The organism is Pseudomonas bubulae, assembly GCF_900618535.1.
Classification (GTDB): domain Bacteria; phylum Pseudomonadota; class Gammaproteobacteria; order Pseudomonadales; family Pseudomonadaceae; genus Aquipseudomonas; species Aquipseudomonas bubulae.
In genome coordinates, this window is record NZ_UYJA01000006.1 from 264,046 (window position 1) to 277,110 (window position 13,065).

Genomic DNA, 13,065 nt, shown 5'->3' on the forward strand with positions numbered 1-13,065 from the left:
TATTTGATTTAATGAGAATATTTCTCATCTGATTGAGGGGGGAGGGTAAAACTCCAGAGGTCTTTTGCTCCTAGACCACCCATCCCCGCACGCGCACATTTTTTCCCCTTTTCAGGAATTTTTGTTAATGGCTTTAACACCCAAGAAGCGGGCATTCGTCGACGCTTTGCGGGGCGGTGCCTCAAACAAGGACGCAGCCATCGCCGCAGGCTACGCGGCGTCCAGCGCATCGGCTGCCGGATCACGGCTTGCCAAAGACCCTTACGTCATGGCCGCAATGGCCGGGACCACCTTTAACAAAAAAGTTAACAAAATTGTTAAAGCTCCTGCAGCGCAACAACCGACTACCGAGGCGCCGCAATCAGCCGAACCCGACGACAGCCCGGCCTTCGATTTGAGCAAGATCATGTCCTACTCCGATCCGAAGGCCTTCCTGTTGGCAGCCATGAATGATCACGAAACGGAAAAAAAGCTGCGGGTAGATGCTGCCAAAGCGCTGATGCCTTTTATGCACCCGCGCAAAGGCGAGACCGGCAAAAAGACCGAACGCGAAAACGCGGCGAAGGTTGCCGGGGCAGGGCGCTTCGGCTCAAGCCCACCCCCATTGAAGGCGGTCAAGTAAATGCAATGGACGACTGCCTGCCCGGACTGGGAGGAAAAACTGCGCCTGGGGCAGTCGATTATCCCGCGCCCATTGTTTCCGCAGGAGGCCGAAGACGGTCTGGCGGTGTTGCGCGAACTAAAGATCGTCGACGCCCCGGGCAGCCCGACCATTGGTGAGTCCTGCGCCGAGTGGGTGTTCGACTTCGCCGGGGCGATCTTCGGCGCCTACGACTACACAACCGGGCGCCGGATGATCTCGGAATACATGCTGTGTATCCCGAAGAAGAACTCCAAGTCGACCATTGCCGCCGGGATCATGCTCACCGCGCTGATCCGCAATTGGCGCATGTCGGCCGAGTTCATCATCCTGGCCCCGACCAAGGAAATTGCTGACAACTCGTTCAAGCCTGCGGCCGATATGGTCAAGCACGACGAAGAGTTGCGCGACCTGATGCACGTCCAGCCGCACTTGCGCACCATCACCCACCGCGAAACCGGCGCCACGCTCAAGGTGGTGGCCGCCGATGGCGACACGGTGGGCGGCAAAAAGGCCGTGGGCGTGCTGATCGATGAGGCCTGGCTGTTCGGCAAGAACGTCAAGGCGCCGGACATCATCCGCGAAGCCACCGGCGGTCTGGCGTCACGGCCTGAAGGCTTTGTGATCTGGCTGACCACGCAGTCCAACGAGCCGCCTGCCGGTGTGTTCCGCGAAAAGCTCAAGTACTCCCGCGCTGTGCGTGACGGGCGTATCGATGACAACCAGTTCCTGCCGGTGATCTACGAGTTTCCCCAGGCGATGATCAAAAGCGGCGAAGCCCGCCTGGTTGAGAACTTCCACCTGGTGAATCCGAACATGGGGTTCTCGGTGGACGAAGCCTTCCTGCTGCGCAGCTTCAAAATGGCGCAGGAAGCGGGCGAAGAAGAGCTGCGCGGCTTTCTGGCCAAGCACGCCAATATCGAAGTCGGTCTGGCGCTGCTGTCCGAACGCTGGGCCGGGGCGGACTTTTGGGAGGTGCAGGGCAAGCGCCCTGGCTTGAGCTTCGATGACCTGCTACGCCAGTGCGAAGTGATTGATATCGGCATCGACGGCGGCGGGCTGGATGACTTGCTGGGCTTTGCAGCGGCTGGTAGGCATCGGGTGACACGCGAGTGGTTGTTGTGGAATCACGCTTGGGCTCACCCCTCGGTGTTGGTCCGTCGCCAGTCCGTCGCTGCCAACTTCCACGACTTTGCCAAAGACGGAAACCTCACCCTGGTCGACCAGATCGGTCAGGACGTGGAGCAGGTAGCCAATCTGGTTGCCCGGGTTGAGCAATCCGGCCTGCTGGACAAGGTCGGGCTCGACCCGGCGGGTATCGGCGCGATTCTCGACGCCCTGGTCGAAGCCGGCGTACCCGAAGAAAAGGTCATTGGTATCTCTCAGGGCTGGAAGCTCGGCGGCGCAATCAAAACCGCTGAGCGAAAGCTGGCCGAAGGCACCTTGATCCACGGCGGCCAGCCAATGATGGCCTGGTGCTGCGGCAACGCCAAAGTCGAGCCACGTGGCAACTCGATCCTGATCACCAAGCAGGCGTCGGGCTCGGCCAAGATCGATCCACTGATGGCCACGTTTAACGCGGTGACGCTGCTGTCACTGAACCCTATGCCCTCGGCAAACATCGATGACTTTCTCAACCGACCAATGAGTATGTAATGGCAGACACCGACTACAGCATTGACCTGCGCACCCGCAGTCCTTTCTGGGCGCGTATGGCGAGCTTCTTCGTTGGTGGGCGCCTGGTTTCTCCCGAAAAGGGCTCGCAGACCGGGCCTGTCTCCGCTACCGGCGTGGTGGGCGACTCAGTCGTCAACGATGAGCGCTCGCTGCAAATCTCCACCGTGTTCGCATGCGTGCGACTGATCTCCAGCGTCACGGCCTGCCTACCACTGGATGTATTTGAAACCAAGGGCGAGGACCGATCCAAGGTTGGCTTTGATAACCCGCTGGCCCGCTTGCTTCGTTACAGCCCCAATCAGTTTATGACCGCCTTCGACTTCCGCGCCGCCATGACCATGCAGCTTTGCTATTACGGCAATGCCTACGCGCTGATCGAGCGCAATAGTGTTGGCGACATCATCAGCCTGGTGCCGCTGATGTCAGTCAATATGGACGTGCGACTAGAGGGCAAGCGGGTTGTGTACCGCTACCGCCGTGACAGTGAATATGCCGACTTCAAACAGTCGGAGATTTTCCACCTCAAGGGCTTTGGCTTTAACGGGCTGGTGGGACTTTCTCCGATTGCCTTCGGCGCCAAAACAGTCGGTGTCGCGGTGGCGATGGAGGATCAGCAGCGCGACTTCTATGCCAATGGCGCGAAGTCGCCGCAGATCCTGATGACCGGCGATGGCAAGACACTCAACAAGGCCCAGCGCGATCAGCTTGAGGAGAACTTCAAGGAGATCTCCGGCGGGCCGGTTAAAAAGCGCCTGTGGGTGCTGGAGGCGGGGTTCACCACCCAGGCCATCGGCGTCAGCCCGCAGGACGCCGAAACAATGGCGGCGCGCAAGTTTCAGGTCAGCGAGCTGGCCCGGTTCTTCGGCGTACCGCCGCACCTGGTGGGCGATGTCGAAAAGTCCACCAGTTGGGGCTCCGGCATCGAGCAGCAGAACCTCGGTTTCCTGCAGTACACCCTGGACCCATATCTCGAAATCTGGGAAACCAGCATTTTGCGCTGGCTGATCAAGCCCGCGGACTTGGGCCGCATCCACGCTGAACATAACCGCGACGGATTGTTGAGCGGTGACTCGACGGCTCGGGCCAATTACATGAAGACCAAAATCGACACGGGCCTGCTCACGGTGAACGAGGGCCGGCGCGTTGATAACCGGCCGCCACTCCCCGGCGGTGACGTCGCAACCCGGCAGTCTCAGAACGTGCCGCTTACCCAACTTGGCAAAACAGACCTCGCACCCAGCGGGGTTTAGTTTTTCTGGAGACTGAAATGCCGAGCATTTGCAAAACACTGGCCTTCGATCAGGCCGCAATCAAGTTTTCCAGCGGCGGCGCCCAGGGCATTTTCGAAGGCTATGCCAGCGTCTTCAGCGTGGTCGATAGCGACGGCGACATTATCGAGCCGGGCGCCTTTGCTGCCGCGCTGAAAACCCAATCCCGGGCCGTGGCCATGTTCTTCAACCACCGGCGCAATGAAATCCCGGTAGGCAAGTGGCTGGATCTGTCGGAAGACAGCACCGGCCTGCATGTTCGGGGTGAGCTGACCCCCGGCAACCCGCAGTCGGACGCCCTCAAGGCGGCAATGATCCACGGCACCGTGGGCGGCATGTCGGTGGGTTTCTCGGCGGCAAAAGGTGACTGCGCACCCATTGCGACCGGCTATTCGTTCAAAAACGTCTCCCGGTTGAGCGAAATCAGCATCTGCACTTTCCCCGCGAATGAGCACGCCACGGTATCTGCTCTCAAGAGCATGGACACCATTGAAACCATCCGTGACGCGGAGAACTGGCTGAGAGACTCCGCCGGGCTCTCCAAGTCGGAAGCGTTGGCGTTTATCGCCCGCATCAAGTCCGCAGTTCGGAGCGACTCCGAAGGTGGCGAAATCAACGCGATCCTTGATCGCATCAAGTCCTTCCCATCTGTAGGAAACTAATTCATGTCCGAATTGGCTGATATCCAAAAGGCAATCGAAACCGCGCAAACGAACATGACCCAACTGTTCGATGCGCAGAAAAAAGAGATCGCCGCCACCGGCGAGATCAGCAAGAAACTGCAAACCGACCTGCAGACCGTTCAGGCCGACCTGACCAAATCCAGCACCCGGTTGTTTGATCTGGAGCAGAAACTGGCGGCTGGCAGCCTGGACAACCCTGAGACCAAAAAGTCTTTCGCCGAGCGCACCGCTGAAGACCTCAAGAAGTCCTGGAACGGCTCGACCTCCGGGAAAGTTGACGTGAAGACGTTCAACAAGGCTTTGGGCAGTGGCGCGGGCTCTGCCGGCACGCTGATTCAGGCTCAGCAAAACCCTGGCATTCTGATGCCCGGCCTACGCCGCCTGACCATTCGTGACCTGTTGGCCCAGGGCCGCACCACGTCCAACGCAATCGAGTACGTTCGTGAAAACGTCTTCGTCAACAGCGCCGCATCGGTGGCTGAAGGCACTTTGAAGCCTGAATCTCAGCTGACCTTCACAAAAGAAACCGCCAACGTCAAAACCATCGCTCACTGGATTCAGGCTTCGCGCCAGGTGATGGATGATGCGCCGATGCTGGAGTCCTACGTCAACAACCGCCTGCTGTTTGGTTTGGCGCTTGTTGAAGAAGGCCAACTGCTCAACGGTGACGGTACTGGCGACAACCTGATTGGCCTGAACAAGGTGGCCACGGCCTACGATGCAGGCCTGGATGTCGAGGGCGATACCCGCGCCGACCAGATTGCCCATGCGATCTTCCAGACCAGCGAGTCCGAGTTTGAAGCCTCTGGCTTGATCCTTAACCCCCGTGACTGGCACGCCATTGCGCTGCTGAAAGACGCGGATGGCCGTTACATCTTCGGTGGCCCAGCTGCATTTGCGGCGAAGGTCATGTGGGGCCTACCGGTGGTGGCCACCAAGGCCCAGGCGCTGGGCACCTTCACCGTTGGCGGTTTTGATCTCGCTTCGCAGGTATGGGATCGCATGGACGCCACGGTCGAGGTCAGCAATCAGGACCGCGACAACTTCGTCAAAAACATGCTGACCATCCTGTGTGAAGAGCGTTTGGCCCTGGCTCACTACCGTCCAACCGCGATCATCAAAGGCACTTTCAACCCAGCTGCAGGCGGCTGATTATCGAGGCGGGGCAGGCAACTGCCCCGGTACCCGCAATGACCAAAATTCGCGCACTGCGTCAGTTCTCGCACTATCACGCTGGCAGCTTCAACCAGTTCGAAGTGCGGGTGGTTAAAGACGAATATGCAGAAGCATTGATCGGGATGGGCTTGGCAGAAGACGTCGATGCCGATCCAATCCTGAAGCCAGAGCCAGAGCCAGAGCCAGAGCCAGAGCCAGAGCCAGAGCCAGAGCCAGAGCCAGAGCCAGAGCCCACAACTCCGGTCGACCTTGAGAAGAAAGGCTCGAAAAAATGACCATCATCGTCGCGGATCTGCTGTCGATTGAGCTGATGCGCAAGCACCTGCGGGTCGATCACCAGGAGGACGACGACCTGATCGAGCTGTATGCCGAGTCTGCTTTGGCCTGGGCCTTGTGGTTCTGCGACAACCCTGCATTTCTTCAAGCCAGCGACATACCCGCATCATTCAAATCAGCACTGCTATTGCTGCTTGGCAACTCCTACGCCGTCCGCGAAGCGGTTGTTGTGGGCACCACGGCGGACAAGGTGCCGCTCGGGGTGGAGTCGTTGCTGTGGTCGTCACGCAACTTCACTGGCCCGGCCAGAAAGGAGCCTGAGCCATGAGAGCAGGGGATCTGCGGCACCCGGTCGTCATCCAGCACCAAACCACACAGCAAGACCCGGCCACAGGCGAGGTGGTAACAGCCTGGGTCGAGTTTGCGCGTGTATGGGCGGCAGTCGACCCGCTCAGCGCCCGGGACCTGATTGCCGCGCAAGCCAACCAGTCCCAGGCCAGCGGGCGTATCACCATCCGCTATCGTCCGGGCGTGCTCCCGACCATGCGCATCCTGCATCGCGGGCAAATCTTCACAATCATCGGTCAGCCGCTCCCGGACAGAAACTCGGGCCTGGAGTACCTGACCCTTGTGGTCGCTACGGGGGTGAATGATGGCTGACGGTATGCAGTTCAATATCCAAGGGCTCAATGGCGTGGTCGACAAAATGCGCACCCTGGGCCCACGGCTGCAAAAGAAAGGTTTGCGCAAAGCGGCGCGGGCGGCGATGAACATCGTGCGTGATGCTGCGAAAGCCAATGCCAAGACCATCGATGACCCTGCCACCAAAGAGAAGGTGTTCCGCAACTTGGTCACCCAGGAGTCGAGCAAGCAGTCCAAGCGCGAAGGCGGGGTGGTGATGCGGGTCGGTGTGCGCGGCGGCTCGGGGTCAAATCAGCACAGCAAGGGCGCCTCCGGCAACCCGGGCGGCGACACCCGGCACTGGCGTTATATCGAGTTCGGTACCGAGCACAATCCGGCGGCGCCATTTATGCGCCCGGCGTTCTCCAGCAATGTGCAGGCGGTTACTGATCGCTTTGTCGCGGTGCTGAATACTGAAATCAACGCTTTGCTGGGGGCACGCTGATGTACGCGCCGATCTTCGCCGTGTGCGCCGCTGACCCGGCGGTAACGGCTTTGCTGGGCGTTTCGCCTGTGCGGATCTACCCCTTTGGCGAAGCGCCTCAAGGCGTCATCAAGCCCTATGCGGTATGGCAAACGTTCGGCGGAAACCCTGAAAACTATCTGGCGCAACGCCCGGACATCGACGGTTTCAGCCTGCAAATTGATGTCTATGGCGTGTCCGTGACACAGACCCGTGACACGGCCAAAGCCATCAGGAACGCCATTGAACTCAAGGCCAATATTGTGCGCTGGGGTGGCGACTCGCACGACCCGGCCACCAAAACCTACCGCTACAGCTTCGATGTGGACTGGCTGGTACCGCGCTAAAACATCACCGACCCCTGGCCCGCCTTGAGCGGGCTTTTTCGTTTAAAGGAGACACCCATGTCCGTTCTCACACAAGGCACGCAGGCTTACATCCTCGTGCCGGCTTCGCCCGGTAGCGGCCCGCTGACCGTCATGGAGGTGGAGTGCATCACCACCTTCGACCCGGCGGGCTCACCGGCAGACCAGATCGAAGACACCTGCCTCAGCCATAAAGATCGCCGCTACAAGAAAGGTTTGCGTACGCCCGGCCAGGCATCCGTTGGCCTTAACGCTGATCCTGCCAACGCAAGTCACGTCCGCGTGCATCAGCTGTCCGAGGAGGACGGCAAAAACAACATCAAGTGGGCAATTGGCTGGGCTGACGGGTCTGCGCCGCCGACCGTGAATGAAGCCGGTGACGACTTTGAATTCCCTAAAACGCGCACCTGGTGTGCCTTTGAGGGTTATGTGGCCGACTTCCCGTTCTCTTTCGCGGCAAACGCAGTGGTTGCTTCGACCGTTTCCATTCAGCGTTCCGGCGGTCTCGCCTGGATCCTCAAAACCATCTAAGGGCTTCCCATGAACCTCAAGCAACTCAAAGCCAAAGGCGGCATCGTCGACGGCGCACTGGTTAAAAAAGAAGTGACCTGGGTGCATGCCGACCCGGCCACCGGCAAGGATGTGACCGAGAAGTTCGACGTGCATATCCGCCGCCAGTCGTTCGGCGTCATCGAGCGCCTGTTTGCACCGGGCGAAGCCGAGCAAAGCCGCAACGCCAAGTACATCGCGGCCAGCGTGTTTCTGGGTGAAGAGGGTGCTGAAGCGCTTAGCTACGAAGACGCCTTCAGCCTGGAGTCTTCCCTGGGCTTTGCCATCCTCACCGCGGTCAATGAAGCCAACGGCACCGGGAAAAACCAGGCAAAAAACTAAGCGCCTCCGATGAGTTCTGGCACGAGCTGGTGCTGAACCGCATCGGAGGCAGCACCATTGCCGAAGCCAAGGAACGCCTGACCCACCGCGAAGTACTGGACTGGATCGCTTACCGGGAAAAGTACGGCACTCTCGATCAAAATCGGCGCCTGGAGCGTCACTTCGCGCTGCTGACCCATCTAACCAGCAGGGTGGCTGGCGGGAAAATGGAATTGAGCGATTTCATGGTTTACAGCCAGGCGCAGGCTACGATCAGCCTGGAAGAGGCCATGGCGACGTGGCAGTAAGCGGCTTGCGGTTGGGTGCTTTCGGGGGATGGTGTTAGATTGCCGCCCATTTCAGGGAGAATTCACCCGTGCAGTTAGCCATTTTATTAGTCCTTATCGTCATTGCCGTCATTCTTGCGCCATGGCTGCTCGGGCTGATTGCAGTCGCAATTGCTGCTTATGGTTTGTGGCTGATTATCAGCCTTGCCGTGGCCGTTGTGGTCTCTATTTTGGTTGTTGGCGTGATCTTGATGTCAGGCTCCAAGCGCTCTGTGTCCAGCAACACCGAGCAGATGATTTCACAGGTGAATGAGCAGTACCGGGCAAAAGAAGCGGCTGAGCGAGCTGCTGCCCGTGAAGCGTCTGCGATTGAGCAGGCAGAGATTGAACGAGTCAAAAAAGTGCGTGTGGTGGAGTGCCCAAACTGTTCCGCCACGATAGCCAAACACAGCCTTTATTGCCCGCAGTGCGGGAAAAGCACCAAGCCCCGTTCAGCTTCAAATGATTGAGGCAACGCAAGCCCGGTATGACTGACACCCGGGCATCATCACTAAAAACCGGCTAAGGCCGGTTTTTTGTTACCTGGAGAAAAGTAGATGGCCTCGCGCTCACTGGGAACCCTGACACTTGATCTCATTGCGCGAATTGGCGGTTTTGAACAGGGAATGGATCGCGCCGCCCGAACGGCAACAAACCGCATGGGGCAAATCGAGAGGTCGACCCAAAGCGCGAGCAGCCAGATTGTCAGCTCGCTTAAATCAATTGGTGTGGCTGCTGTTGGGTACCTGGGCACGCGCGAACTCATTGCCTACGCCGAAACATGGACCTCGGTTCAGAACCGGCTCAAGCAAGTAACCGTGAGTCAGCAAGAGCTGGCCAAGGTCTCTCAAGAGGTTTTTGAGGTGGCGCAGCGATCCCAAGCGGCGCTTGAGCCTACCGCAGAGCTCTACCAGCGGATCGCTTCGACCACTAGCGCTTTGGGCGTAAGCCAGACGGAGATGATCCGGGTTACTGAGTCCATCAGTAAGGCCATGTCGGCCAGTGGTGTGTCAGCCGGCGCAGCAGCAGGGGCGCTGGTCCAGCTTGGGCAAGCCTTTGCGTCTGGCGTCCTGCGCGGGCAAGAGTTGAACTCGGTACTCGAGCAAGCGCCCGGGCTTGCCCGCTCAATTGCTGACGGTCTGGGCGTTGCAGTTGGTGACCTGAGAAAACTCGGTGAAACCGGATCAATTACGTCCGAAAAGCTGTTTCGGGCCATTTTGAGCCAAACCCAGGCCATTGATGACCAGTTTGCTCGGGCGCAAACCACCATCAGCGGTGCATTTACTGTTCTTGAAAACAGCGCAACTCGGGCTATCGGTACGCTGGACAACACCCTTGGCGTGTCCCGGGCTTTTGTGACGGCAGTGCTGGATTTATCTGCGGCCCTGGACTCTGGAAAGCTTCAAACCTTTACCCGGATTTTGGAAGCCGGACTGCTGGTTATTTTGGGTAGAACAGCGGGAGCACTGATCAGCAACGCCTATGCAATGGGCGTCAACATTAAGGCATCCTCCGAACTTGCTCTGGCAAATTCCGTTGCCACTGCGGGCGAAGTGCGCAGGCTTGAGGCTGTAAAGGCAGGGGTTGTTGCAGACTTGGCGCGGGCGCGAAGCTCCGTTGCCAGCGCTGAAGCCTCGGTAATGGCGTCGCGCCAGGTGCAGACGGCTGATTTGGCCCGCCTGCAAACTGTTCGCCAGTCATTGGTGGCCGAGCTTGAGCTCGAGCAGCAACGCCTGCGTGCGCAAATTTCCGATATTGGCCGGCAACAGTCTGTCGCCCGGATGGCCGAACTGCGATTGGCTGAAACGGCGATCATTCGGCAGCTCACCGCCGCCGAGGCGCAGCTGACGGCAACCACCGTTGCCGGCTCTGCGGCCGTCACTGCATCCCTTGCACAACGTACCGCTGCCACTGAAGCGCTGGCCGTGGTCAATGGCCAACTGGCCGTAGCTCAAGTGGCCGCCACATCAACAATGGCCGCATGGGCTGCTAGTAGCACTGCTCTTGGCGCAGCCTTTGCGATGGCTGCAAAAGCGGGCCGCGCCTTGTTGTCGCTGGCCGCTGGCTGGCCCGGCCTGATTATCACCGTGGGCCTGATCGCCTATTCATTTCTGGACTTTGGCGACAAGGCTGAGGAGGGCACGAGCAAGGCTGCAAATGCTTTTGATGATGCGTCTACGCGCATTCGTCGAGCGGTAAAAGGGATGCTGCCTGATGACCTGGGCAAGCGCTCGTTTGAGCAGTTGAGCGGCACGCTTGACGGGCTTCAATCCGAACTCAAAAACGCTGAAGAGGTGTATGACCGCTTGCAGTCGGGCTCTGACTCGGGCGGCGATGTGCCTTTTGCTTTGCCGCTGGATCAGGCAGGTGAGCGGGTAGAGGCGCTTAAAGGTGCCATTCAGAAAACCCAGGCAGAATTGAATGGTGTGCGATTTGCCAGCGACAAGGCGGGCCAGAGCTATCTGGACAGCCTGAAAAAACAGGCAGTCGTCGCCGGAAAACTGACAGAGGTTGAAAAGCTGCGCGCACAGCTTTCCGCAGGCATTCTCAAGCTGGACCCGGAGTCGGAAAAAGAAGCGCTCAAACATGCTGCCGCGATCGACAAGGTCAATGCCAGCCTCAAAACGCAAAAGGCCGACACCAAGTCGGTTTCCGAGGTGCAGAAGAAGTTCGCGTCTACGGAAGAGGATTATCAGCGTCAAATCGAGCTGATCAACACCACCACCGACGCGCGCAAAAATGCCACGGAAGTGGCAAAGCTGCAGTTTGAGATTGAAAGCGGCAAGTTGGTCGGCATCAACGGCCAGCAGCAAAAGCGCCTTGAAAGTTTGGCCGCTGAGCTGGACGCGCTGAACAAGATCAAGACCGCCACCGAAGACGCCGCAAAGCTCTCCGCCTTTGACTCCACGATCAAACTCGATATCCAGACCCAGAGTGATGGTTTTGCCCTGGAGCTGGAAGGTGCTGGGCGCGGCGAGAAGTACAAAGCGCGTCTGAAGGAAACGCTGGCCATCCAGCAAGACTTCAACAAGCAGATGCGCGACCTGCAAGAGCAGCAGAACAGCGGGAAAATCAGCGAAAGTCTCTATGAGAGCGAAACCGAGCTGCTCAGCGAAGCACTGGCGACCCGGCTGGTCATGCAGCAGGACTATTACAACCAGCTCGATCAGGCGCAGTCCAACTGGCTGGACGGGGTTTCTTCTGCCTGGGAAAGCTATCTGGAAACGGCTACCGACTACAGCCAGCAAGCGAGCGATGCGACCACGGGCATCTTGGGCGATACCACGTCCTCGCTGTCGGAACAGTTCCAGGGCCTGGTAAAGGGCACCACTGATCTTGGCTCAGCATTTATCAGTCTCGGCAGCACGATGGGCAATTCCATTCTGGGCGCACTTGCTGATATTACGGCTCAGTGGGCTGTTACGCATGCACTGAAAATGGCCGGGCTTGCGACCGAGACCACTGAAACTTTGGCATCCGAGGCGGCTAAAACCGCTGCCAAAGTTACGGCGGATACAGTCACCACGGGCTCGTCCCTTGCCGCAACGGCAACTACCACTGCCGCTCAAATTGCAGCCGCTGCAACCACGGCATCGGCCTGGCTGCCGGCAGCGCTTGTTGCCTCGATTGGTTCGTTCGGCGCCGCTGCAGTTGTCGGCGGAACCGCATTGATCGCGGCTTACGCGCTGATGAAGGGTTTCAAGGAGGGCGGCTATACCGGCCCCGGCGGCGTCAATGAAGTGGTAGGCGTGGTCCACGGCCAGGAGTTTGTGGTGGATGCCGAAAACACCAAACGCATCGGCGTCGACAGGCTGAGCAATCTGGTCGGTATGGCGCATAACGGCATCGACTCGGTTCCGCAAACGGGCACTTGGTTACTCGAAAAGGGCGAGCGGGTCACCACCGCTCAAACCAGCGCCAAGCTGGATCAAACCCTGGACCAGATGTCGCAAGGCTCCGGCGGCGGCATGAACGTCCAGATCATCAACAACAGCAACAGCCAAGTGCGCACCAAGCAGGACCGTAAAGGCGAGCTACAGGTGATCATCGACGCAGTCCGCGAGGATTTCCTGAGCGGTGTTTCCTCGGGCGATTCGTCGTACTCCCGGGCAATCGAAGGCACTTACCACGGCATGAGGAGGGGCGCATGAGTTTGATCGAGCGTGTGTACGCCTCGGGCGGTGACGTGATCATCGACACCCTGGAGCTGACGTGTCCGGCCTGGACGGAGCCGGTGTTGATCTGTGGCGGCTTTGAGGATGTGGTCTGCACCGCCGAGGATGGCCGCAGCCTGCCCCTCATTGCCGCTGGCATCGACGTGTCGCTGCCGAAGAAGAGCAACAGCGCGAGCCAGACGCTCAACTTCGCCATCGACAATGTGCTGGGCGAGGCGCAGCAGAAAATGGACCAGGCAAAGGCGGCAGGGGCGCCGATCACGCAAACCTACCGCCGTTACCTGGCCAGCGACCTGTCGGCGCCGGCAGAGCCGCCGATCCGCATGAAAGCCTTCGGCGCCGGGATCGAGGGCACCACTGTGCAAATCACGGCGGGCTACGGTGACCTGATCAACCGGGCATTCCCCCGGGACAAGCTGACCACGCTGAATGCGCCCTGCATGAAGTACCTGTAACGGATCAAAC

The 13,065-nt window shown here is 59.1% G+C and carries 16 protein-coding genes; all 16 read left to right on the plus strand.

Features of this window, described 5'->3' with window-relative positions; genetic code table 11:
- Positions 1-127 precede the first annotated feature (127 nt).
- Positions 128-622, plus strand: coding sequence for a terminase small subunit (locus PPTH39_RS21410; RefSeq protein WP_130872460.1), 495 nt, complete (start codon positions 128-130; stop codon positions 620-622).
- Complete coding sequence (locus tag PPTH39_RS21415) at positions 623-2,296, plus strand: terminase large subunit (RefSeq protein WP_130872422.1); 1,674 nt, start codon at positions 623-625, stop codon at positions 2,294-2,296.
- Positions 2,296-3,567, plus strand: coding sequence for a phage portal protein (locus PPTH39_RS21420; RefSeq protein ID WP_130872423.1), 1,272 nt, complete (start codon positions 2,296-2,298; stop codon positions 3,565-3,567). Before PPTH39_RS21415 ends, PPTH39_RS21420 begins: the two co-directional genes overlap by 1 nt.
- A 17-nt stretch (positions 3,568-3,584) precedes the next feature.
- Entirely contained in the window at positions 3,585-4,247 is a 663-nt protein-coding gene (locus PPTH39_RS21425) for an HK97 family phage prohead protease (protein WP_019829234.1), read from the plus strand.
- Between the two features lie 3 nt (positions 4,248-4,250).
- Positions 4,251-5,420 carry a phage major capsid protein gene (locus tag PPTH39_RS21430; RefSeq protein ID WP_130872424.1) on the plus strand — a complete coding sequence of 390 codons (1,170 nt, stop codon included), beginning with the start codon at positions 4,251-4,253 and terminating at the stop codon, positions 5,418-5,420.
- Between the two features lie 38 nt (positions 5,421-5,458).
- The gene (locus PPTH39_RS23610) at positions 5,459-5,719 is read left to right on the plus strand and encodes a DUF7302 family protein (RefSeq protein ID WP_095003531.1); all 261 of its coding nucleotides are present in this window, start codon (positions 5,459-5,461) and stop codon (positions 5,717-5,719) included.
- Positions 5,716-6,048 (plus strand): head-tail connector protein, encoded by a 333-nt coding sequence (locus PPTH39_RS21440; RefSeq protein WP_130872425.1) that lies wholly within the window; start codon positions 5,716-5,718, stop codon positions 6,046-6,048. The genes PPTH39_RS23610 and PPTH39_RS21440 overlap by 4 nt, the downstream gene beginning before the upstream one ends.
- Positions 6,045-6,380: a phage head closure protein gene (locus tag PPTH39_RS21445; RefSeq protein WP_130872426.1), complete on the plus strand. Its 336-nt coding sequence runs from the start codon at positions 6,045-6,047 to the stop codon at positions 6,378-6,380. Before PPTH39_RS21440 ends, PPTH39_RS21445 begins: the two co-directional genes overlap by 4 nt.
- The gene (locus PPTH39_RS21450; protein ID WP_130872427.1) at positions 6,373-6,846 is read left to right on the plus strand and encodes an HK97-gp10 family putative phage morphogenesis protein; all 474 of its coding nucleotides are present in this window, start codon (positions 6,373-6,375) and stop codon (positions 6,844-6,846) included. The genes PPTH39_RS21445 and PPTH39_RS21450 overlap by 8 nt, the downstream gene beginning before the upstream one ends.
- Positions 6,846-7,211, plus strand: coding sequence for a DUF3168 domain-containing protein (locus PPTH39_RS21455; RefSeq protein WP_130872428.1), 366 nt, complete (start codon positions 6,846-6,848; stop codon positions 7,209-7,211). The genes PPTH39_RS21450 and PPTH39_RS21455 overlap by 1 nt, the downstream gene beginning before the upstream one ends.
- Before the next feature lie 57 nt (positions 7,212-7,268).
- Positions 7,269-7,760 (plus strand): phage tail tube protein, encoded by a 492-nt coding sequence (locus PPTH39_RS21460; protein WP_130872429.1) that lies wholly within the window; start codon positions 7,269-7,271, stop codon positions 7,758-7,760.
- A gap of 9 nt (positions 7,761-7,769) precedes the next feature.
- On the plus strand, positions 7,770-8,120 hold the full coding sequence (locus tag PPTH39_RS21465) for a phage tail assembly chaperone family protein, TAC (protein ID WP_130872430.1): 351 nt from the start codon (positions 7,770-7,772) through the stop codon (positions 8,118-8,120).
- Between the two features lie 29 nt (positions 8,121-8,149).
- Entirely contained in the window at positions 8,150-8,407 is a 258-nt protein-coding gene (locus tag PPTH39_RS21470) for a phage tail assembly protein T (protein ID WP_086797694.1), read from the plus strand.
- 68 nt (positions 8,408-8,475) lie between these two features.
- Positions 8,476-8,895: a zinc ribbon domain-containing protein gene (locus PPTH39_RS21475; RefSeq protein ID WP_086797692.1), complete on the plus strand. Its 420-nt coding sequence runs from the start codon at positions 8,476-8,478 to the stop codon at positions 8,893-8,895.
- A gap of 87 nt (positions 8,896-8,982) precedes the next feature.
- The gene (locus PPTH39_RS21480) at positions 8,983-12,576 is read left to right on the plus strand and encodes a tape measure protein (protein WP_130872431.1); all 3,594 of its coding nucleotides are present in this window, start codon (positions 8,983-8,985) and stop codon (positions 12,574-12,576) included.
- A complete protein-coding gene (locus tag PPTH39_RS21485; protein ID WP_095003539.1) occupies positions 12,573-13,055 on the plus strand; it encodes a DUF1833 family protein in 483 nt (160 codons plus the stop codon). Before PPTH39_RS21480 ends, PPTH39_RS21485 begins: the two co-directional genes overlap by 4 nt.
- Positions 13,056-13,065: the final 10 nt, after the last annotated feature.

Bases quoted from the DNA above. Each gene is read 5' to 3' on its own strand.
- PPTH39_RS21425 (WP_019829234.1), top strand. From the start codon at position 3,585: ATGCCGAGCATTTGCAAAACACTGGCCTTCGATCAGGCCGCAATCAAG.
- PPTH39_RS21480 (WP_130872431.1), top strand. From the start codon at position 8,983: ATGGCCTCGCGCTCACTGGGAACCCTGACACTTGATCTCATTGCGCGA.
- PPTH39_RS21445 (WP_130872426.1), top strand. From the start codon at position 6,045: ATGAGAGCAGGGGATCTGCGGCACCCGGTCGTCATCCAGCACCAAACC.
- PPTH39_RS21460 (WP_130872429.1), top strand. From the start codon at position 7,269: ATGTCCGTTCTCACACAAGGCACGCAGGCTTACATCCTCGTGCCGGCT.
- PPTH39_RS21415 (WP_130872422.1), top strand. From the start codon at position 623: ATGCAATGGACGACTGCCTGCCCGGACTGGGAGGAAAAACTGCGCCTG.
- PPTH39_RS21410 (WP_130872460.1), top strand. From the start codon at position 128: ATGGCTTTAACACCCAAGAAGCGGGCATTCGTCGACGCTTTGCGGGGC.
- PPTH39_RS21450 (WP_130872427.1), top strand. From the start codon at position 6,373: ATGGCTGACGGTATGCAGTTCAATATCCAAGGGCTCAATGGCGTGGTC.
- PPTH39_RS21465 (WP_130872430.1), top strand. From the start codon at position 7,770: ATGAACCTCAAGCAACTCAAAGCCAAAGGCGGCATCGTCGACGGCGCA.
- PPTH39_RS21455 (WP_130872428.1), top strand. From the start codon at position 6,846: ATGTACGCGCCGATCTTCGCCGTGTGCGCCGCTGACCCGGCGGTAACG.
- PPTH39_RS23610 (WP_095003531.1), top strand. From the start codon at position 5,459: ATGACCAAAATTCGCGCACTGCGTCAGTTCTCGCACTATCACGCTGGC.
- PPTH39_RS21420 (WP_130872423.1), top strand. From the start codon at position 2,296: ATGGCAGACACCGACTACAGCATTGACCTGCGCACCCGCAGTCCTTTC.
- PPTH39_RS21430 (WP_130872424.1), top strand. From the start codon at position 4,251: ATGTCCGAATTGGCTGATATCCAAAAGGCAATCGAAACCGCGCAAACG.
- PPTH39_RS21485 (WP_095003539.1), top strand. From the start codon at position 12,573: ATGAGTTTGATCGAGCGTGTGTACGCCTCGGGCGGTGACGTGATCATC.
- PPTH39_RS21440 (WP_130872425.1), top strand. From the start codon at position 5,716: ATGACCATCATCGTCGCGGATCTGCTGTCGATTGAGCTGATGCGCAAG.